The 20,221-nt window shown below is 62.4% G+C and carries 19 protein-coding genes; 6 read left to right on the forward strand and 13 right to left on the reverse strand.

Features of this window, described 5'->3' with window-relative positions; all coding sequences use genetic code 11:
• Positions 1–176 precede the first annotated feature (176 nt).
• Together HCN58_RS19070 and HCN58_RS19075 are read left to right on the forward strand one after the other, a co-directional pair.
• Positions 177–1,535: an oligosaccharide flippase family protein gene (locus HCN58_RS19070; protein ID WP_171581197.1), complete on the forward strand. Its 1,359-nt coding sequence runs from the start codon at positions 177–179 to the stop codon at positions 1,533–1,535.
• A gap of 297 nt (positions 1,536–1,832) precedes the next feature.
• Positions 1,833–2,663 (forward strand): sulfite exporter TauE/SafE family protein, encoded by an 831-nt coding sequence (locus HCN58_RS19075; protein ID WP_171580921.1) that lies wholly within the window; start codon positions 1,833–1,835, stop codon positions 2,661–2,663.
• Between the two features lie 150 nt (positions 2,664–2,813).
• Here HCN58_RS19075 and HCN58_RS19080 read toward each other — a convergent pair whose 3' ends face one another.
• From HCN58_RS19080 to cysG, 12 genes are all read right to left on the reverse strand, one after another.
• Positions 2,814–3,602, reverse strand: coding sequence for a 3-hydroxybutyrate dehydrogenase (locus tag HCN58_RS19080; RefSeq protein WP_171580922.1), 789 nt, complete (start codon positions 3,600–3,602; stop codon positions 2,814–2,816).
• A 5-nt stretch (positions 3,603–3,607) separates the two neighbouring features.
• Entirely contained in the window at positions 3,608–4,783 is a 1,176-nt protein-coding gene (locus tag HCN58_RS19085) for a DUF3734 domain-containing protein (RefSeq protein WP_171580923.1), read from the reverse strand.
• 136 nt (positions 4,784–4,919) lie between these two features.
• Positions 4,920–5,417, reverse strand: a complete 498-nt coding sequence (locus HCN58_RS19090) for a CAP domain-containing protein (protein WP_171580924.1) — start codon at positions 5,415–5,417, stop codon at positions 4,920–4,922.
• A gap of 205 nt (positions 5,418–5,622) precedes the next feature.
• A complete protein-coding gene (locus HCN58_RS19095; RefSeq protein ID WP_171580925.1) occupies positions 5,623–6,672 on the reverse strand; it encodes a sulfate/molybdate ABC transporter ATP-binding protein in 1,050 nt (349 codons plus the stop codon).
• Positions 6,662–7,636: a sulfate ABC transporter permease subunit CysW gene (cysW, locus tag HCN58_RS19100; RefSeq protein WP_171580926.1), complete on the reverse strand. Its 975-nt coding sequence runs from the start codon at positions 7,634–7,636 to the stop codon at positions 6,662–6,664. The genes HCN58_RS19095 and cysW overlap by 11 nt, the downstream gene beginning before the upstream one ends.
• 10 nt (positions 7,637–7,646) lie before the next feature.
• Positions 7,647–8,459, reverse strand: a complete 813-nt coding sequence (cysT, locus tag HCN58_RS19105; protein ID WP_171581198.1) for a sulfate ABC transporter permease subunit CysT — start codon at positions 8,457–8,459, stop codon at positions 7,647–7,649.
• A gap of 63 nt (positions 8,460–8,522) precedes the next feature.
• Positions 8,523–9,512, reverse strand: coding sequence for a sulfate ABC transporter substrate-binding protein (locus HCN58_RS19110; RefSeq protein WP_171580928.1), 990 nt, complete (start codon positions 9,510–9,512; stop codon positions 8,523–8,525).
• Positions 9,513–9,650: 138 nt separating this feature from the next.
• Complete coding sequence (locus tag HCN58_RS19115) at positions 9,651–10,373, reverse strand: phosphoadenylyl-sulfate reductase (protein WP_311966844.1); 723 nt, start codon at positions 10,371–10,373, stop codon at positions 9,651–9,653.
• Between the two features lie 5 nt (positions 10,374–10,378).
• Complete coding sequence (locus tag HCN58_RS19120; RefSeq protein WP_171580930.1) at positions 10,379–10,894, reverse strand: DUF934 domain-containing protein; 516 nt, start codon at positions 10,892–10,894, stop codon at positions 10,379–10,381.
• Positions 10,881–12,536 carry a nitrite/sulfite reductase gene (locus tag HCN58_RS19125; protein ID WP_171580932.1) on the reverse strand — a complete coding sequence of 552 codons (1,656 nt, stop codon included), beginning with the start codon at positions 12,534–12,536 and terminating at the stop codon, positions 10,881–10,883. The genes HCN58_RS19120 and HCN58_RS19125 overlap by 14 nt, the downstream gene beginning before the upstream one ends.
• Before the next feature lie 12 nt (positions 12,537–12,548).
• The gene (locus HCN58_RS19130) at positions 12,549–12,863 is read right to left on the reverse strand and encodes a DUF2849 domain-containing protein (RefSeq protein ID WP_171580934.1); all 315 of its coding nucleotides are present in this window, start codon (positions 12,861–12,863) and stop codon (positions 12,549–12,551) included.
• Positions 12,860–14,296, reverse strand: coding sequence for a siroheme synthase CysG (gene cysG, locus HCN58_RS19135; RefSeq protein ID WP_171580935.1), 1,437 nt, complete (start codon positions 14,294–14,296; stop codon positions 12,860–12,862). The genes HCN58_RS19130 and cysG overlap by 4 nt, the downstream gene beginning before the upstream one ends.
• A gap of 253 nt (positions 14,297–14,549) precedes the next feature.
• Between cysG and cysD the strand changes: the two genes are divergently transcribed.
• The 4 genes from cysD to HCN58_RS19155 all read left to right on the forward strand — a co-directional run bounded on the left by cysD (position 14,550) and on the right by HCN58_RS19155 (position 19,867).
• A complete protein-coding gene (gene cysD / locus HCN58_RS19140; RefSeq protein ID WP_171581199.1) occupies positions 14,550–15,344 on the forward strand; it encodes a sulfate adenylyltransferase subunit CysD in 795 nt (264 codons plus the stop codon).
• 24 nt (positions 15,345–15,368) lie between these two features.
• Positions 15,369–17,285, forward strand: a complete 1,917-nt coding sequence (gene cysC / locus HCN58_RS19145) for an adenylyl-sulfate kinase (protein WP_171580936.1) — start codon at positions 15,369–15,371, stop codon at positions 17,283–17,285.
• Between the two features lie 134 nt (positions 17,286–17,419).
• On the forward strand, positions 17,420–19,582 hold the full coding sequence (locus HCN58_RS19150) for a malate synthase G (protein ID WP_171580937.1): 2,163 nt from the start codon (positions 17,420–17,422) through the stop codon (positions 19,580–19,582).
• 84 nt (positions 19,583–19,666) lie between these two features.
• Entirely contained in the window at positions 19,667–19,867 is a 201-nt protein-coding gene (locus HCN58_RS19155) for a CsbD family protein (RefSeq protein ID WP_171580938.1), read from the forward strand.
• 64 nt (positions 19,868–19,931) lie between these two features.
• Here the strand turns inward: HCN58_RS19155 and HCN58_RS19160 are convergent, their stop codons facing one another.
• Positions 19,932–20,084: a Thivi_2564 family membrane protein gene (locus tag HCN58_RS19160; RefSeq protein ID WP_156438825.1), complete on the reverse strand. Its 153-nt coding sequence runs from the start codon at positions 20,082–20,084 to the stop codon at positions 19,932–19,934.
• Positions 20,085–20,221 lie beyond the last annotated feature (137 nt).

Here is a 20,221-nt window from a genome sequence, read left to right on the forward strand (position 1 = left end):
CAGAATGCGGTTCGGGAGCGATCAGCAAGCCAGGTCGGTGCGACTTTGCAGTTGCGCAAAGCCAAATCGGTACCGGTCCTCACCGGCCCCACCCAACCGAATCTTAACGAATGGTTGATACATCCGACCGTCGCCGCCGCTCGCGGCACGTTTCGGGATGCACCCTCGTGGCCGTGATGGATACTCAATCGGCAACCGCTTCGCCCGCCGGCGTGATCGCGCGCTTGCGTGCGCTGCTTGGCGGCTCGAGTGAAGCCTCCGTGACAAGGCGGCTGGCCGGCACTATCTTCGTCATCCGCGTCTTCAGCGCAGCGCTGGCCTATTTGTCGCAGATCCTGCTGGCGCGCTGGATGGGCGGCTCCGACTACGGCGTCTATGTCTATGTCTGGACCTGGGTGCTGCTGCTCGGCAGCATGATGGATTTCGGCATTTCGGCATCCGCGCAGAAGCTCATTCCGGAGTATCGAACGCGTGGCGAACACGCGCTGTTGCGCGGCTTTCTCTCCGGCAGCCGATGGATGACGTTCGCCGTGTCTTCGATCGTCTCGCTGCTGCTGGCGGGCGTGGTGAAGGGATTGTCGCCGTGGATCGATGGCAGCGCGATCGTTCCGCTCTACATCGGTTGCCTGACACTACCGGCGTTTGTCGTCGCCAACACCCAGGACGGCATCGCCCGCTCGCATGACTGGATGCGGCTTGGCCTGATGCCGCAATTCATCGTCCGCCAGTCGCTGATCATCGGCCTAACCGCCGGCGCCTTCGTGCTCGGCTTCAATCTCGGCGCCACCGCAGCGATGTGGGCCAGTGCCGCGGCGGTATGGATCGCGATGATCGGTCAGATGATCGTGCTCAATCGCAAGCTCGGCCACCACATCGAGCTCGGCCCCCGAGCCTACGACTTCCGCGGCTGGCTCGCGGTCTCGCTGCCGATCCTGCTGGTGGAGAGTTTTTATCTGCTGTTGTCGTACACCGACGTACTGGTGCTGCAGCAGTTCCGCTCCTCGGAGGAGGTAGGCATTTATTTTGCCGTGGTGAAGACGCTGGCGCTGGTCTCCTTCATTCACTACGCGATGTCGGCGACAACCGCGCACCGCTTTGCCGAGTACAACGCGCAAGGCGATAAGGCGCGGCTGTCGGCCTACGTGGCGCATGCGATCCAGTGGACGTTCTGGCCGTCGCTGGCCGCGACCATTCTGCTGCTGGCGTTGGGCAAGCCGCTGTTGTGGTTGTTCGGACCGCAATTCGTTGTCGGCTATGACATCATGTTCATTGCAGCTGTTGGACTTGTGGTGCGTTCCGCGATCGGCCCGGTCGAGCGGCTCCTGAACATGCTCGGTCACCAGCATATCTGCGCGCTGGCCTACGCGCTGGCCTTTGTCATGAACGTCGTTCTGTGCGTCATCCTGGTGCCCCGCTTCGGGGGCCACGGCGCGGCGGCGGCGACCTCGATCTCGCTGACGTTCGAGACGGTGCTTTTGTTCTGGATCGTGCGCCGGCGGCTCGGACTACACGTGCTGGCGTTCGGCAAGCGCTGAATCAGGCGCCCATCGATCATGGTGCGCGGCGCAGCGGGGCCAGGCTGCTCATCCCTTCAAGTGGGCGATCTTCGGGGAATTGGCGGCTGCTTCGGTGACCGCGACCGCCTTTCGGTGGTGTCGCTTTAGCCGCAGGACGTCACTATCGCCCAGCACCGCCAAATTGGGGAAAATAACCACCGGGGCTCGATGCCCGCATGAAATATTCTTATTTCGCCCGATCAACCGCCATCGATAGGACGTTTATTCCCTGCGTTGATATATATTCGCACATGCGAAATGGAACTTGCGCCGGAAATGATTGATCCGCTTTACGTTGCCTCGGGTTTCGGGGTCGGCCTGCTGGTCGGGATGACGGGCGTCGGCGGCGGCTCGCTGATGACGCCGTTGCTGATCCTGCTGTTCGGCATTCACCCGTCGACCGCTGTCGGCACCGACCTCCTATATGCCGCGGCCACCAAGACGGGCGGCAGCCTGGTGCATGGCTTTGCACGCAGCATTCACTGGCCGGCAGTGATCCGGCTCGCCAGCGGCAGCATCCCGGCAAGCATCGTTACCTTGCTCGTGCTGTGGCAACTCGACCTCAAGGGAGATTCCGCCCGCAGCCTGGTCAATCTGGTGTTGTGCTTTGCGCTGCTCCTTACCGCGATATCGTTGATCTTCCGCAAAGCGATCATGGACCGGTATCGCCGACACATGGAGCGGCTCGACACCTCGACCACCAGCCAAGCGACCGTGATGGTCGGCGTGGCGCTCGGCGTGCTGGTTTCGATTTCATCGGTCGGCGCCGGCGCAGTTGGCGTCACCGCGCTCCTGCTGCTTTATCCGCGCCTGCCGATGGCGCGGATTGTCGGCTCCGACATCGCGCACGCGGTGCCCCTGACATTGGTCGCCGGCATTGGACACTGGGCGCTGGGTTCGGTCGATTGGGCGCTGATGGGTGTGCTGTTGATCGGATCGTTGCCCGGCATCGTGATCGGCAGCTACTGCGCGGTTCGCGTGCCGGAGACGGTGCTGAGGCTGGTACTGGCCTCAGTTCTGATTCTCGTCGCCAGCAAGCTAGCCTTTAATGAGCTGCATTTTTCGCAGGAGAGTATCGCAGCCGTGACCGGGAGCACCGCCCATTAGGCGTGATGACTTTCATTCGTGTCCCGGACGCGGTGCAGCGCGTAACGCTGTTCCGCAGAGCCGGGACCCACGACCGCCGCTTGGATCCCGGATCAGCAGCGCACCACGCCGCGAGTGAGGCGCGCTGCGCAGCATCCGGGGAACGCAGTCCTACTCCGCGGTCCAACCGCCGTCGATCGACAGGTTGGCGCCGGTGATCTGGGCGGCATCGTCGCTACACAGGAACAGCGCCAGCGCCGCGACCTGTTCGGAGGTCACGAACTCCTTGGTCGGCTGCGCCTCCAGCAGCACGTCGTTGATGACCTGCTCCTTGGTCAGGTTGCGCGCCTTCATGGTATCGGGAATTTGCTTTTCGACCAGCGGCGTCCACACGTAACCGGGACTAATGCAGTTGCAGGTGATCTTGAAGGTCGCAAGCTCCAGCGCCACCGTCTTGGTGAGACCGGCGATGCCGTGCTTGGCCGAGACATAGGCTGCCTTGAACGGCGAAGCGACCAGCGAATGGGCGGAAGCCGTGTTGATGATGCGGCCCCAGCCGCGCTTCTTCATCCCGGGCACCGCGGCACGGATGCCGTAGAACGCCGACGAAAGGTTTATGGCGATAATGGCTTCCCACTTCTCGGGCGGAAACTCCTCGATCGGCGACACGAACTGGATGCCGGCATTGTTGACGAGGATATCGACCGAACCAAACGTCTTCTCGCCAAGCGCGACCATTTCGGCAATCTCGGCGGGCCTGGTCATGTCGGCGGGCGAGTGCACCGCGCGGACCTTGAAGTCGGTCTCGATACCGGAGCGCTCGCGCTCGATATCGGCCGGCACGCCCATGCCGTTGAGGACGACATTGGCGCCGGCGGCGGCAAAAGCGCGGGCGTAAGCCAATCCGATGCCGCTTGTCGAGCCGGTCACGACAGCGGTCTTGCCTTTTAACGTACCCATTCCATTCACTCCTGCTTGCCTGCGGCGGTCTTCGAAACATCCCCCGTCATATCGTATGCCATCATGGTCTGGCCGGATTGCGGACGCTCCAGCACATCCTTGTGACGCATCGACAGATGAACGTCGCGGACGCCTGCGTTCCAGTGCTCGACCATGGCGACATGCGAAAAGTCGTAATCCTTGGATGACGTTTCGTAGTTCTTGCTCTTGTAAATCAGATGCACGACGGTGACGGTGTTTTCCTTTGCCGCGTTGCAGAGAACTGCCACCGACGGGTCGTTCTTGAGATCATCGGGCAGCTTTCGGAGCAGTTCGCGCAGCGCCTTGCGCGCGTTGTGCACCTGCTTGTTCTTGTCGGTGGCCATGCGGGTGCGACTGGAATAGCGGATGTCCTTTTCCCGCTCCGCGGCCTCCAGCAGCGACGTCGGCAATTCGCCGCGCGCACTGAACAAATCGACCTGGAAGATCAGGAGATCGCGGCTGGTTTCCTCGCCCAGCACATAATCGAGCGGCGTGTTGGAGGCAACGCCGCCGTCCCAATAGTGCTCGCCCTCGATCTCGACGGAAGGAAATCCCGGCGGCAGCGCGCCGGAGGCCATGATGTGCTCCGGGCCGATCTTCTTGCCGAGTTTCCTGAACTCGAAATTGTCGAAATATCTCAGGTTGCCCGAGGTCACGCCGACCGCACCGACGCTGAGCCGCGTCTTCAGATCATTGATGCGATCGAAATCGACAAGCCGCTCCAACGTTTTCTTCAGCGGCGCGGTATCGTAATAGCTTTGCGATTGCGGGCTGCCCGGCGGCCACAACGGTGCAGGCGGAATGCGCGGCGTGAAGAAGCCCGGTACGCCGAAGGTCGCAATCAGCGCGGCGCTGGTCTCGTTGAACAACGAGCGTGCGCGGTCGCCTGACGCGACGGGATTCCATGGCACCGGAGACGATACCATCTCCCAAAATTCTTTCAGCCGATCGACGCGCTTTTCGCCTTCGTTGCCGGCAATGATCGCGGCATTGACGGCGCCGATCGAAATGCCCGCGATCCATTCAGGTTCGAATCCGGCGCGGCACAGCGCATGGAACGCGCCGGCCTGGTAAGAGCCGAGCGCGCCGCCGCCTTGCAGCACCAGCACACGCTTCGCCATCGCGGGCGTGGTTGCAGGCGCGGAATTGGAATTATCCATCGTGACCGTCAATCAGAGGACAAATATGCCGGCACCGTGGCGGCAGTTCGCTGCCGCGTCAATCGGCGAGATCAAAGCAGGGATCACGCCGAGTTTATCGTCTTGCGAAGCGCCACACCGGTGTCAAAGATGGGCCTCAGGTTGACGCCAGAATGAGCGTCCAGAACACCTTGTATTTGGTGTTTGGAGCATAAACCGCGGCGATGCCCAATTTTGTGACACCGTTCTTCAGCATATTGGACTTGTGCGGCGGCGAGTCGCGCCAGCCCGAAAACGCTTCCGCCATCGTGTGATAGCCGGCCGAGATATTCTCGACCGCCAGCGTCGCCGGATAGCCCGAGGCCCCCAGACGTTTCTCCAGCGGTGCCTTCACATTGTGGTCCATCTTGTTGCGCGCCGCCATCGCCTGCGACTGCTGCTCGGCGAGCTTGATCAGCTCGGGGTCGACCACGACGGCGCCAAGCCCGTTGTTCTGACGATATTGCGAGATCAGGATCGCCGCGGCGACGGGATCGAGCGTGGCGCCGGGTTGGGCCATGTCGAGATACATGGCCGGCTGTTCCGGAATCTTGACGTCTGCCGAGCAGCCGGCAAGCAGCAATAGGCCGATAATGGCGGTGGTCGCCCGTTTCACTGAAAGAATCCCCCAAAGAATCCCTAAGCCTGGATCGCCGCTTGTTGCATACCAACCGTGGCTGAATGGTGAACGGGGGACTTAATTCGACCGTCATTCCGGGATGGTGCGCTAGCACCAGAACCGGAATCTCGAGATTCTCAGGTGCGCAAGCGCGCACCATCGTTCGATGCTGCGCATCGCCCCCGGAATGACGACTTCGTCGTCATTCCTTCGCGGCAAAAATCCGGTAACGGCGGGGCTGCAGGCTGATGATTTCGCCGGCCTGGAGTTCCCGGTCCCGGGGGGCGTCGATCTCGATCACGGTCTTACCCTCGCCGCCCGAGAGAGCGATCTCCGCCCGCTGGATCGGGCCGAACGAGCGGACATGGCGCACCGCGCCCTCCAGCGAGCCGGTTCCCGCAGGGCCGATCTGCATGTCGTGGCGGCGGACGAACAGCTTTGAGGCGCCCGCGGCCGCGCCGTCGGCGGCGATGTTGAGCGGCCGGCCGGCGAGCCGCACTGAGCCGCCTGAGACCTCCACCGGCAGCACGATGGATTCTCCGATGAAGCCGTGGACGAACGCGGTCGCCGGATTGTCATAGACATCGCCGGGCGTGCCGATCTGCTCGATCCGGCCCTTGTCCATCACCACCACGCGGTTGGCGACTTCCAATGCCTCTTCCTGGTCGTGGGTGACGAAGATCGAGGTGACATGGATTTCGGAATGCAGCGAGCGCAGCCATTGCCGCAGCTCTTTGCGCACCTTGGCGTCCAGCGCGCCGAACGGCTCGTCGAGCAAGAGGATGCGCGGCTCGATTGCGAGCGCGCGGGCGAGTGCAATGCGCTGACGCTGGCCGCCGGACAATTGGCTGGGATAGCGGTTTGCCAGCCAGTCGAGCTGCACCAGATCCAACAGCTCCTTGACGCGGGCGCGGATCTTAGCCTCGTCCTTGCGGACGGCGCGCGGCTGCACACGCAGGCCGAAGGCGACGTTCTCGAACACCGTCATGTGGCGAAACAGCGCGTAATGCTGAAACACGAATCCGACGTGGCGCTCACTCGCGCCGTGGCCAAGTGCGTCCTCGCCGTCGATCCGCACCTCGCCTGCGTCGGGCCAGTCAAGGCCGGCAATGATGCGCAACAGCGTGGTCTTGCCCGAACCGGACGGGCCAAGCAGTGCCAGCAGTTCGCCCTTGCCGACCTTCAGGTCGACATTGTCGAGCGCCGCGAACGCGCCGAACCGCTTGACGATGTTTTTGACTTCAATGGTCACCGGGATCGTTCCTTGGAATTTGTCCTTCGTCCAGGCGCCGTTCGAGAACCGCTTTCACGACCAGCGTGATCAATGCCAGCATTGCCAGCAGCGAGGCAATCGCAAATGACGCTACGAACTGATACTCATTGTACAGAATTTCGACCAGTAGCGGCATGGTGTTGGTCTCGCCGCGGATATGGCCCGACACCACCGACACCGCGCCGAACTCGCCCATGGCGCGCGCATTGCACAGCAGTACGCCATACAACAGGCCCCATTTGATATTGGGCAGAGTGACGCGGAAGAAGGTCTGCAGGCCTGACGCTCCCAGCGAGATCGCGGCCTCCTCCTCCTGCGTACCCTGCTCCTGCATCAGCGGGATCAGCGAACGGGCGACGAACGGGAAGGTCACGAAGATGGTCGCGAGCGCAATGCCCGGCACCGCGAACAGAATATGGATGTTGTGTGCCTGCAGCCAGCTGCCCCAATAGCCCTGCGCGCCGAACAAGAGCACGAAGACGAGGCCCGAAATGACCGGACTGACCGAGAACGGCAGGTCGATCAGCGTGATCAGGAAGGTCTTGCCGCGGAAGTCAAATTTCGCGATCGCCCACGCCGCGATCACGCCGAACACCAGATTTAGGCCGACGGAGATCGCCGCCACCAGCAGGGTCAACTTGATCGCGGACAGCGCCTCCGGCTCTGCGAGCGCAGCGAAATAGGCGCTGATGCCCTTCGAAAAAGCCGATGCAAACACCACGACCAGCGGCAGCACGACAAAAACGGTGAGGAACGAGACCGCCAGCGCGATGACGACGAAGCGGATCGGCCCCGGCTCGGTTCGCAGGTCCCTCGGCGAAGCAACCGCGCGCGACCGCTCGCCCGGCTCGCCGTGCGACGGTATGGCAATGGCAACGCCCGCCGTCGACGCGTAGGCCTTCAACTGCGCCACCGGAGTCACAAAGTTCGTTTGCATCGACATCGATCGGCCCTCAATGCGCGGGAATGCGGGTTTGCGCCCAGCGTTGCAGGCGATTGACGGCGAGGATGATCACGAACGAGGCCAGCAGCATGACGACGGCAATCGCCGTCGCATCGGCGTAGCGGAATTCGGACAGCCGGATCACGATCAGCAGTGGCGCAATCTCCGACACATTCGGCAGATTGCCGGCGATGAAGATGACCGAACCGTATTCGCCGACCGCCCGCGCAAACGCCAGCGCGAAGCCGGTCAGCAGCGCCGGGATCAGGCTCGGCAAAATCACCCTGAACACCGTGTGCCAGCGGTTGGCGCCGAGGCTCGCGGCCGCCTCCTCGATTTCCGGATCGAGATCGATCAGGACGGGTTGAACCGTGCGCACCACGAAGGGGATGCCGATGAAGACCATCGCGATAAAGATGCCGATCGGCGTGAACGCCACCTTGATGCCGAGTTCAGCGAGCGGCGCGCCGAGCCAGCCCTTCTGTGCAAACAATTGCGTCAGCGCCACGCCCGCGACCGCGGTCGGCAGCGCAAAGGGAATGTCGACGATGGCATCGAACAGCCGCCGGCCCGGAAAGCGATAGCGCACCAGCGCCCATACGATGATCGTGCCCATCACCAGATTGACGCAGGCCGCAGCAAAGGAGAGGCCGAACGAAATTTTCAGCGCATTCAGGGTACGGCGGCTGGTGAGAATTTCCCAGAACTGTCCGGGGGAAAGCTCGAGCGTCTTCAGAAACAGGCCGGCAAGCGGGATGAGGATGATGACGGAGAGCCACGTCAGCGTCAGGCCCATGGTCAGACCGAACCCGGGCAAGCTCATGCGCCGTGCGACCGCTGTGCTCACAAATCCCCCTGCTTCTGCTACGGCTGGCCGTTGGCCAGATCAGTTCTTGTAAATCTGGTCGAAAATGCCGCCTTCGCCGAAGTGATCTTTCTGCGCCTTGGTCCAACCACCGAAAACATCGTCGATCGTGAAAAGTTCGACCTTGGCAAAGGATTTTTCGTATTCCTTCGCAATTTCCGAATCGCGCGGACGGTACGAATTGCGTGCGGCGATTTCCTGCCCCTCCTTGGTATACCAATACTTCAGATAGGCTTCGGCGACCGCGCGGGTGCCTTTTTTATCGGCAACCTTGTCGACGAGGGCCACCGGCGGCTCGGCGAGAATTGACAATGGCGGCGCCACGATCTCGAACTTGTCCTTGCCGAATTCGCGTTGCGCCAGGAACGCCTCGTTCTCCCACGCCAGCAGCACGTCACCGACGCCGCGCTCGACAAACGTTACCGTCGAGCCGCGCGCACCGGTGTCGAGCACCGGAACGTTCTTGAAGAGATCGGCGACGAACTTCTTCGCTCTGTCGGCAGAACCGAATTTCTTTTCGGCAAAGCCCCACGCCGCCAGATAATTCCAGCGCGCGCCGCCCGAGGTCTTCGGGTTCGGCGTGATCACCTGCACACCGGGCTTGATCAGATCGTCCCAATCCTTGATGGCCTTGGGGTTTCCCTTGCGCACCAGGAACACGATCGTCGAAGTATACGGCGAGGCATTGAGCGATAGCCGCTTCTGCCAGTCGGGCGCCACCAACCCCTTGGCGGCGATGGCGTCGATGTCATAAGCCAGCGCCAGCGTGACGATATCGGCCTGTAGGCCATCGATCACCGCGCGCGCTTGCGAGCCCGAGCCGCCATGCGACTGCTTGATCTCGATGCTCTTGCTGGTTTCTTTTTGATAGGCCGCCACGAACGCCTTGTTGAAATCGGCGTAGAGTTCGCGTGTCGGATCGTAGGACACGTTGAGCAGCGTGTAATCGGCAGCAAAGGCCGAACTCGCCCAGAGCAATCCAGCGACGAGTGGCAGAATGCGACGGATCATCATTGATCTCCATTCGGCTTGATGCAGCATATCATCAAAGCACGAACGTATAAGTCGCGACGAAAGGTCGCTTAGTCAACGAAACCGCATTTCATTGTTTGCGGTTCCGCAGCTTCGTTGTCCCATGAAGTCCGAATTCTAGGAAGTTTTCGTCGTATGAATGCCGCATTCCGTCTTGGACCTACCGCGCCAGCGGCCGGCACGGGCGTCCTCGTCCGGCGCGGTCCGGGTTGAGCACGGCATGCATCCGACCGACAGGTAGCCCGAGGCGACCAGCGGATGCGGCGGCAATTTGGCGAGCTTGTAGATCGCCTCGATCTCCTCGCGCGACGCATTGGCGAAAGGATTGAATTTCAGCTTCGCGCCGTCGTCCTCGACGACGGGGATCTCGGCGCGCGCGCCGCCCTGAAAACGCTTGCGTCCGTTGATCCAGGCCGAGAACGGCTTGAGCGCCCGCGCCAGCGGTTCCACCTTGCGGATACGGCAGCAGGCGTCCGGATCGGAGAACCACAATTCGCGATCGGGATCCTGCCGCGAGAGCGCGCCTTCCAGCGGCTTGATCGAGCGAACGTCGCGAAGGCCTAGCATCGCGGTCAGCGTGTCGCGATAGGCGAGCGTTTCCTCGAACAGCCATCCGGTATCGAGGAAGATCACGGGAATCGCGGGATCGACGTCGGCCATTACCTTGAGCAGCGCCGCCGATTCCGTGCCGAACGACGACACCAGCGCAAGCTGCTCGCGGCCTACCGTCTTCAGCGCGGTTTCAATGACATGCGACGGCGAAGCGTCGCGCAGGGTATGGTCGAGCGTCTGCGCCGAATGACGGCTTGCCGCTTCAGCGGCGAACGCATGGTGTGAAATCGTGCTCACTGGCCGGCACTCTCTGAATGACGCAACTGCATCCGCCGATTGAGCGCGGTCACGCGGCCGTCGCCGGTCGGCTGGTAGAACACCGAATAGCGCTTCATGGTTTCGGCGAAGGCATCGGCGTCGGCATTCTTCTTTACCTCGAACGCGTCGAAGCCGGCGCGCGACATGAACACGAACTGGTCGCGCAGCACCTGGCCGGTGGCGCGCAGCTCGCCGTCATAGCCATGCCGCTCACGCAACAGGCGCGCCTGGCTATAGGCACGGCCGTCGCGGAACGTCGGGAACACCAGCGCGATGGCGGCCAGGCGATCGAGATAGGGCACGAGATCATCGACCGCGCGATTGTTCGGCCATATCACGCCGGCCTTGCCGGCGCGCTTGAGAATGGCTTCCGGATCTTCAAGGAACCGCGCTGCCGGAACGAGGACCGCTCCGTCGCCCGGCAATTCGGCGCCGTCGGCGACATGGACGAACAGGTCGGTGGTGATTCTTCCGTTTTTAACGAGTGGCATAGACCCGCTCCTTGAAAGGCTCGACGCCCAGACGCTTCACCGTATCGACGAACAGTTCCTCGGGACGGTCGCGCAGCGCGAGATAGGCTTCGACAATGTCTTCGATCACGTCGGCAACTTCCGCATAGGGAACGGCCGGGCCGATCAGCACGCCCATCTGCGCGTTCTCGTCGGCGCGGCCGCCGATCGTGATCTGGTAAAATTCCTCGCCGTTCTTCTCGACGCCGAGAATGCCGATATGGCCGACATGGTGATGGCCGCAGGCGTTGATGCATCCGGAGATGTTGATGTGCAGCCGGCCGATCATATCGGCGGTGTCATGGTTGGCGAACCGCCGCGTCAGTTCCTGCGCGATCGGAATCGAGCGTGCATTGGCGAGCGAGCAATAGTCGAGCCCGGGGCAGGCGATGATATCGGTCACCAGATTGACGTTCGGCGTGGCGAGCCCGAGACGGTCGAGCGCCTTCCACAACTGCGGCAGGTCGCGCTTGGCGACATGCGGCAACGCCAGGTTCTGCTCGTGGCCGACGCGGATTTCACCGAATGAATATTTGTCGGCGAGATCGGCGACCGCGTCCATCTGGTCGGCGGTGGCATCTCCGGGCGGACCGCCCACCGGCTTCAGCGACAGCGTCACGATCGAATATCCCTGCACCTTGTGCGGGGCCACCGAGTTCTTGCGCCAGCGCTCGAATAGCGGATCATGGGCGGCCTGCTTCAACTCGTCCGGCATGTGCGGCAGCTTCTCGTAGGCCGGATAGGAAAAGCGCGAACGCACCTCGTCGATGACGGAATGGTCGAGCGTCAGGGCGCTGTCGCTCATCTGCCTCCATTCCTCGTCGACCTCACGCGCGAACTTCTCGATGCCGAGCTCATGCACCAGGATCTTGATGCGCGCCTTGTAGATATTGTCGCGGCGGCCATACTGGTTGTAGACGCGCAGGATCGCCTCGACATAGCTGAGAATATCGCGACCGTGGACAAACGGCTTGATGGTCTTGGCGATGAATGGCGTGCGGCCGAGGCCGCCGCCGACCAGCACCTCGAAACCGGTCTCGCCATCGGCGTTCTTGTGCAGGCGCAGGCCGATATCGTGGATCTTGATCGCGGCGCGGTCGTGCTCGGATGCGGTAATCGCAATCTTGAATTTGCGCGGCAGGAACGAGAATTCCGGATGCAGCGTGGTGTGCTGGCGCAGTATCTCCGACCAGATGCGGGGATCCTCGACCTCGCCCGGCGCGACGCCGGCCCACTGGTCCGAAGTGACGTTGCGCATGTTATTGCCGGAGGTCTGCATCGCATGGATGCCGACTTCGGCGAGATCGGACAACGCATCGGGCAACTCGGCCAGCTTGATCCAGTTGAACTGGATGTTCTGCCGCGTGGTGAAATGGCCATAGCCGCGGTCGTAGCGGCGGGCGACATGGGCGAGCCGCCGCAACTGCTTCGACGACAGCGTGCCATAGGGAATGGCAACGCGGAACATGTAGGCGTGCAATTGCAAATAGACGCCGTTCTGCAGCCGCAACATCTTGAATTCGTCCTCGGTGAGTTCGCCCGAGAGGCGGCGCTTCACCTGATCGCGGAATTCAGACACGCGTTCATTGATCAGCGTGCGATCGAGTTCGTCATATGCATACATAATGGATCAGCCTCAGGCCGGAAGAAGGTCGATGGTGAGGCCCTTCGACCGGATGTGTTCGCGCAGATTGCCGGGCTTGATCACCCCGCCCTCCTTGATTTCGACCGGCGCGATATAGGCACCGACCGCGCCGACGTCATCGGCCACGCTTTCAGCGAGCAACGCACGCGCGTCATCCGAAGTGCTCACGATCGCGGCATCGGACAGGACGGTCGACCAACCCTGTTCCGAGGTTCGGTAGACTACTGCGCCATCCCAGGTGCGGTTGGCGGTCACCACCGACGGCCCCATGATTCTGATTTTCTTCTGTTCGAGCGGAGAGGTCATTCGGCAGCATCCAATAGTTTTGAGAGGACTTGATTGAGGTTGGACTGGCGCCACGGCGCGGAATGCGCGACGACGTCGCCGATGATCAGGATGGCGGGACCGCCATCGATTTTTTCGACCAGCGCTGGGAGGTTTTCAAGCGTCCCGACCACGGCCTGCGCGTCCGGCCGCGTCACCCGCGCGAACACGCCGACGGGCGTTTGCGGCAACCGGCCCGCGGCCAACAGGCCTGCGCGCACCGACGGCGCGGCGGTCATGCCCATATAGACCACGATGGTCATCTTCTTGTCTGTGAGCACCGACCAGTCGACGGTCTCGGCGTCCTTTGCCTTGTGCGCGGTCAAGAAGGTGATGCGCAGCGCTTCATGCCGATAGGTCAGCGGCGCCTCGAATTGCGCGGCGGCGCCGAGCCCTGCGGTGATGCCGGGCACCACCGAATAGGCAACGCCCGCCGCGCGCAGCACTTCGATTTCCTCGCCGCCGCGGCCGAAGATGAAGGGATCGCCGCCCTTCAGCCGCACCGCGCGCTGTCCAGCCCTGGCAGCCTCGATCAGCAGCTTGTTGATTGCGTCCTGGCCCATGCCGGGCTTGCCGACCCGGCGGCCAACCGGAACGCGCGAAGCGTCGCGGCGCACGCGATCGAGAATTTCCGGCGAGACCAGTTCGTCGTAGAAAACCACGTCGGCGTCCTGCAGCGCGCGCAACGCCTTGATGGTGAGCAGATCCGGATCGCCCGGGCCAGCGCCAACCAGCGTCACCCTGCCCTCCGCCTTGCCGTCTTTGCTCGCGCCAGCGAAGGCAGAGGGATCGGCGATTTCGTTCAGCGCGGTTTCAGCCTCGGCCTTGCGCCCGGCCAGAACCAGCGCGCCGATCGGGCCGTCGATCACGCGCTCCCAGAAGCGGCGGCGCAGTGAGAATTCGGGAATGCGCGCATGCATGGATTTGCGAAAGCTGCCGATGAAGGCGGCCAGATCGCCGATGCGTGCCGGCAGCACCGCTTCGATGCGCTCGCGCACGCGACGCGCGACCACCGGCGACGCGCCGCCGGTTCCGACGGCAACGACGACATCGCCACGATCGACGATCGCGGGAAAGATGAATGTGGAATGCGCGAGGTCGTCCATCACGTTGACGGGCAGCCCGACCGCCTTCGCGCGCGCTGACATCGCAACGCCGATATCACCGGCGCCGGCGCACAGAATCGCAATGACGCCTGAAAGATCGGCCGTGAGCGGATCGTCAGTGGCGCGCTCGATTAGCGCGGCATCAGCCGCATCGAGTCCCGAAACGTCATGGCTGCCGTCGGTCGCATACCAGCGAATGTTTGCGCCGGCCGATGCCAAGAGGCGCAACTTCGCACGCACGAGATCGCCGGCTCCGACGAGCAGCACCACGCCGCTTTGCAGATCGAGAAACACGGGCAGGAATAGCATGCGAAACTCGCTTCCCCCACTTCGGGGTTGACTGGAATTATTTTCTATATATGTCTCGTTCAGCGCCCGCAAAGAGAAAATTATTTCTTCTCTATTGCATCGCAACTATAGAATTTTCGCCCACACAGGCCAAGGCCCAGAGATGCATCTTCTCAACCCCGACTCCGCCAAAGACCGGCTGCGTGGCGCCGACATCAAAAATGGCTCTGCCGTCCCACAAATTTTTCCCGACGGACGGCTGCCGCCGCCCTCGATGGATCATCTCGACGAACTCGAGGCTCAAAGCATCTACATTCTGCGCGAGGCGTTCGCACGGTTGAAGAAACTTGCGCTGCTGTGGTCGCTCGGGAAGGATTCCAACGTGATGATCTGGCTGGCGCGCAAGGCCTTCTTCGGCCGCGTGCCATTTCCAGCGCTGCACGTCGACACCGGCAAGAAATTTGCCGAGATGTATGCCTTCCGCGATCGCTTCGGAAAAGAGTGGGATCTCGATCTCAAGGTCGAGCCGTGCCCGCCGATCGATGCGGTCGATCCAACGCTACCGCCGGCCGCACGCTCCGCCGCCCGCAAGACCGAAGGACTGAAGTGGGCGCTGACCAAATATGGTTTCGACGGCTTGATCGCCGGCATCCGCCGCGATGAAGAAGCAACGCGCGCCAAGGAGCGCGTGTTCTCGCCTCGCGGGCTCGAAGGCGGCTGGGACGTGCGCGATCAGCCGCCGGAGTTCTGGGATCAGTTCAACGCATCAGTGCCGCAAGGCGCACACTTACGCGTCCACCCGATCCTGCATTGGACCGAGGCCGACATCTGGGCCTACACCAAGCGCGAAAACATTCCGATCATCCCGCTCTATCTCTCGAAGAACGGCAAGCGCTATCGCTCGCTCGGCGATCAGGACATCACCAATCCGGTGGAGTCGACCGCCTCCAACATCGACGAGATCCTCGCCGAACTCGACGGCACCAAGGTGCCGGAGCGCGCCGGCCGTGCGCTTGATCATGAAACCGAAGATGCGTTCGAGCGGCTGCGCGTCGCCGGCTATCTCTAACGGACATTTGCTGTGAGCGTTGCGATGAACATGATCCTGCCTGCCAGCGTTTCGGCAACACCGAACGGCACCACCCGCCCGCAAGTCCGCATCGTCATCGTCGGTCACGTCGATCACGGCAAATCCACGCTGGTCGGCCGCCTGCTACACGAGACCGGCAGTCTGCCGGAGGGCAAGCTGGAAATGCTGAAAGCCGTCAGCGCGCGGCGCGGCATGCCGTTCGAATGGTCGTTCCTGCTCGATGCGCTGCAGACCGAGCGCGACCAGGGCATCACCATCGACACCACGCAAATCCGCTTTCGCACCCGCTCGCGCGACGTCGTGCTGATCGACGCGCCCGGCCACGCCGAATTCCTGCGCAACATGATCACCGGCGCCTCGCAGGCGGACGGCGCGGTGCTGATCATCGACGCACTGGAAGGCGTGCGCGACCAGACCAGGCGTCATGGCTATCTGCTGCATCTGTTGGGCATCAAGCAGGTCGCGATCGTCGTCAACAAGATGGACCGCGTCGACTTCAGCGCAGATCGCTTCAAGGAGATCAGCGACGAGATTTCGGCGCATCTGACCGGCCTCGGTGTCACGCCATCCGCAGTGATTCCGATTTCCGCGCGCGACGGTGACGGTGTCGCCGAACACACGGCCAGGATCGGCTGGTACCAGGGACCGACCGTGGTCGAGGCGCTCGACGCGCTCGAGCCAGCGCGGCCGCTGGAGCAACTGGCGCTGCGGCTGCCGGTGCAGGCGATCTACAAGTTCGACGACCGCCGCATCGTCGCAGGGCGCATCGAGTCCGGACATCTGAGTGCCGGCGATGAAATCGTAATCATGCCCGCGGGCAAGATCGCGAAGATCAAGACGGTGGAGAGCTGGCCGGTGACGCCGCTCAAGGGCAGCCACGGCGCCGGCCGTTCGGTCGGCATTACGCTCGATCGCGAATTGTTCATCGAGCGCGGCGACGTCATCGCTCATGCCGGCGCAACACCGCGCGACACGCGGCGAATTCGCGCGCGGATCTTCTGGCTGCACGACAAGCCGCTATCGAAGGGCGACCAGATCCTGATCCGCCTCGGCACGCGGGAAACCCGCGCGAGCGTCGTCGCGATCGAGAAGGCAGTCGATCCCGGTGAACTCTCCAACGAGGAGACCAGGGCGATCGCGCGCAACCATGTCGGCGAAATCGATATCTCGCTGGCGCAGCCGATCGCGGCCGATCCCTATCAGGAAAATTCGCGCACCGGTCGGCTGGTGATCGAGGTCAATGGCCGCATCGCCGGCGGAGGCCTCGTGCTGTCGGTCGACGCCGGGCAGCGCGCCGTTCCGATCGACATCGTGCCGGTGGAATCCGCACTACGTCCCGAAGAGCGCTCGGCGCGCTACCGTCACAACGGCGCGGTGATCTGGCTGACTGGCTTGCCTGGCTCCGGGAAATCGACGCTCGCGCGTGCGCTAGAGCGGCGGCTGTTTTCGCGTGGCGGTTCGCCGATCCTGCTCGACGGCGACACACTGCGCGCTGGCCTCAACGGCGATCTCGGCTTCTCGGCGCAGGACCGCACCGAAAATATCCGGCGGTTGGCGGAAGTTGCGACCCATCTGGCGCGCAACGGACACATCGCTGTCGTCGCCGCGGTCTCGCCATCGGCGGACGATCGCGCCGCCGCTCGCCGCATTGCGGATAATTCGTTCCGCGAGATCTACGTCGCGACGCCGGCGGAAGTCTGCGAGACCCGCGATCCCAAGGGCCACTATGCGAAGGCGCGCGCCGGCACATTGCAGGCCTTCACCGGCATCGGCAACGACTACCAGCCGCCGGCTCAAGCGGAGCTGCGCATCGACACCTCTGCGCGCACAGTTTCGGATGCGACCGACGAGATCGAGCGAATGCTGGCTGAGACTGGCATTTTGTTCGACGAACTGGTCGACCTGGCGGCCAACATCTAGGCTTTTTGGGGCCTTCTCATCGACCCGGCTTTAGGGCTAAAAGGGCGGCCAACGCCGCTCCTTTGGCGCGTTTTTTGCTGTTTTCGCCTGAAAACCAGCCTTTAAACGCCAGTTTTTACCTCAGAAAGCCCGCCATGAATCGTGTCGATATCAACGGATTGAAGATCGCCCCTGTCCTGTTCGAATTCATCGCCAAGGAGGCGACCCCGAATACGGGGATTTCACCCGATGCATTCTGGGCCGGTCTCGCGGCCATTATCAAAAAGCTGGGGCCGAAAAATCGCGAGCTGCTCGCCTTCCGCGACGCGCTTCAGGCGAAGATCGACGGTTGGCATCGCGCACATAAGGGTAAGGCGTTCGACATGGCCGCCTATACGGCGTTCCTGAAGGAGATCGGCTATCTCCTGCCCGAGCCGGCCACGAAGCAGGTCGAGACATCAAACGTCGATGAGGAGATCGGCAAGATCTGCGGACCGCAGCTCGTGGTCCCCCTGACCAATGCCCGCTACGCGCTGAACGCCGCGAATGCGCGCTGGGGCTCACTCTATGACGCCTTCTACGGCACCGATGCGATTCCGCATGATGCGAGCGAAAGCGGTAAGGGCTACAACAAGGCGCGCGGCGACAAGGTGATCGCCAAGGCCAAGACCTTCCTCGACGCCGCCGTGCCGCTCGCGACCGGTAGCCACACCGATGTGACATCGTACAGCGTGATCGCGGGACAGCTCGCGGTGAAGCTGAAGAGCGGCAACGCCACCGCGCTGAAGTCTGCGGCGCAGTTCGCCGGCTACCAGGGCGATGCCGCGCAGCCTTCCGCGGTCCTGCTTGTCAACAACGGCATGCATATCGAGGTCAAGATCGATCGCGGCCACGTCATCGGCAAGGACGATCCTGCCGGCGTCGCCGACATGATCCTGGAATCGGCGGTCTCGACCATTCTCGACATGGAAGACTCGGTTGCCGCCGTCGATGCCGAGGACAAGGTGCTGATCTATCGCAATACGCTCGGCCTGATGAACGGCACGCTCTCTGCCGATTTCGAAAAGGGCGGCAAGACGGTGAAGCGTTCGCTCAACCCCGACCGTGTTTACAAGACGCCGGACGGCAAGGATCTGACGCTGCACGGCCGCAGCTTGCTGTTGATGCGCAATGTCGGCCATCACATGTTCACCGACGCCGTGCTCGACGAAAACGGCGAGGAGATTCCGGAAGGCCTGCTCGATGCGGCGGTCGCCGGCCTGCTCGCGATCCATGACCTCAAGGGCAATTCTAAGGTCAAGAATAGCCGCACCGGCTCGGTCTATATCGTTAAGCCGAAGATGCACGGCCCCGATGAAGTCGCGCTGACCTGTGAATTGTTCGGCGAAGTGGAAAAGCTGCTCGGAATGCCTGAGAACACCATGAAGGTCGGCATCATGGACGAGGAGCGCCGCACCACGGTCAACCTCAAGGCCTGCATCCAGAATGCATCCAAGCGGATCTGCTTCATCAACACCGGCTTCCTCGACCGCACCGGCGACGAGATTCACACCTCGATGGAAGCGGGCCCGATGATCCGCAAGAACGACATGAAGGCACAGCCCTGGATCAAGGCCTATGAGGACTGGAACGTCGACATGGGCCTGATCGATGGCCTGCCCGGCCATGCCCAGATCGGCAAGGGCATGTGGGCCGCGCCCGACAAGATGGCTGACATGCTTAGCCAGAAGCTCGGCCATCCGCAGGCCGGCGCGACCACGGCGTGGGTGCCGTCGCCGACCGCCGCCACGCTGCACGCGCTGCATTATCACCAGGTCAACGTGACCGCGCGCCAGCAGGAGCTCGCCAAGGGCGGCCAGCGCGCCAAACTCTCCGACATCCTCACCATTCCGGTGTCGCAATCGAACTGGGCGCCCGACGATGTGAAGCAGGAGATCGACAACAACTGCCAGGGTATTCTCGGCTATGTCGTGCGCTGGATCGACCAGGGCGTCGGCTGCTCCAAGGTGCCCGACATCCACGACGTCGGCTTGATGGAAGACCGTGCCACCTTGCGCATTTCCAGCCAGCATCTGGCGAACTGGCTGACGCATGGCGTCGTCACCAAAGATCAGGTGATGGAGTCGCTGAAGCGCATGGCAGTCGTGGTCGACAAGCAGAACGCCGGCGACCCGCTTTACAAGCCGATGGCGCCTTCGTTCGACGGCGTTGCCTTCCAGGCCGCCTGTGATCTGATCTTCAAGGGCCGCGAGCAGCCGAACGGCTACACCGAATATATCCTCACCGCGCGGCGCCGCGAGGCAAAGGCGACGGGCTGAGCCATGTCATGATGCCGCGGTTCCGGCCGGAACGTCCGGCGCGGATTGTCGTTGATTGTCATCTCAACACAGGAGGAGATGACGATGGATTGGAACAGGGTGGAAGGCAACTGGAAGCAGTTCAAGGGCTCCGCGAAGGAAAAATGGGGCAAGCTCACCGATGACGATCTCAACGTAATCGAGGGTCGCCGCGACCAACTCGAAGGTAAGCTGCAGCAGCGCTACGGCTTCGCCAAGGACCAGATCCACAAGGACGTGGACGACTGGTTCAAGACGTTGAAGTAATACTCCCGCTTCCGAACATCGAAAGCCCCGGTATCCGCCGGGGCTTTTCGTTTGTGCCGTCGCGCTAGACCGTGATGTATCTCAACAGCGAGATCACGCCCAGAATGATCACCACGACGCGGGCGATCTGCTTGGCGCGGCCGTCGAGCGGCAGGAGGTTGATGAGATAGAGGACGAGGATAACGACCAGGAACGTAATCAGGATACTGACAAGCATGCGGGCCCCCTTCGGCGCAAGTGCGCTGGTAGTACCTCGTTAACGTGAATCGAGGCAGCAGGTTCCGGGCAGGGAACTGCGATCGGGCCACGAAAATCGCAATTATTTCAACGACCCCGTAGTACTACCAAGTTCCA

The sequence above is a fragment of the Bradyrhizobium australiense genome, assembly GCF_013114825.1.
GTDB classification, from domain to species: Bacteria; Pseudomonadota; Alphaproteobacteria; order Rhizobiales; family Xanthobacteraceae; genus Bradyrhizobium; species Bradyrhizobium australiense.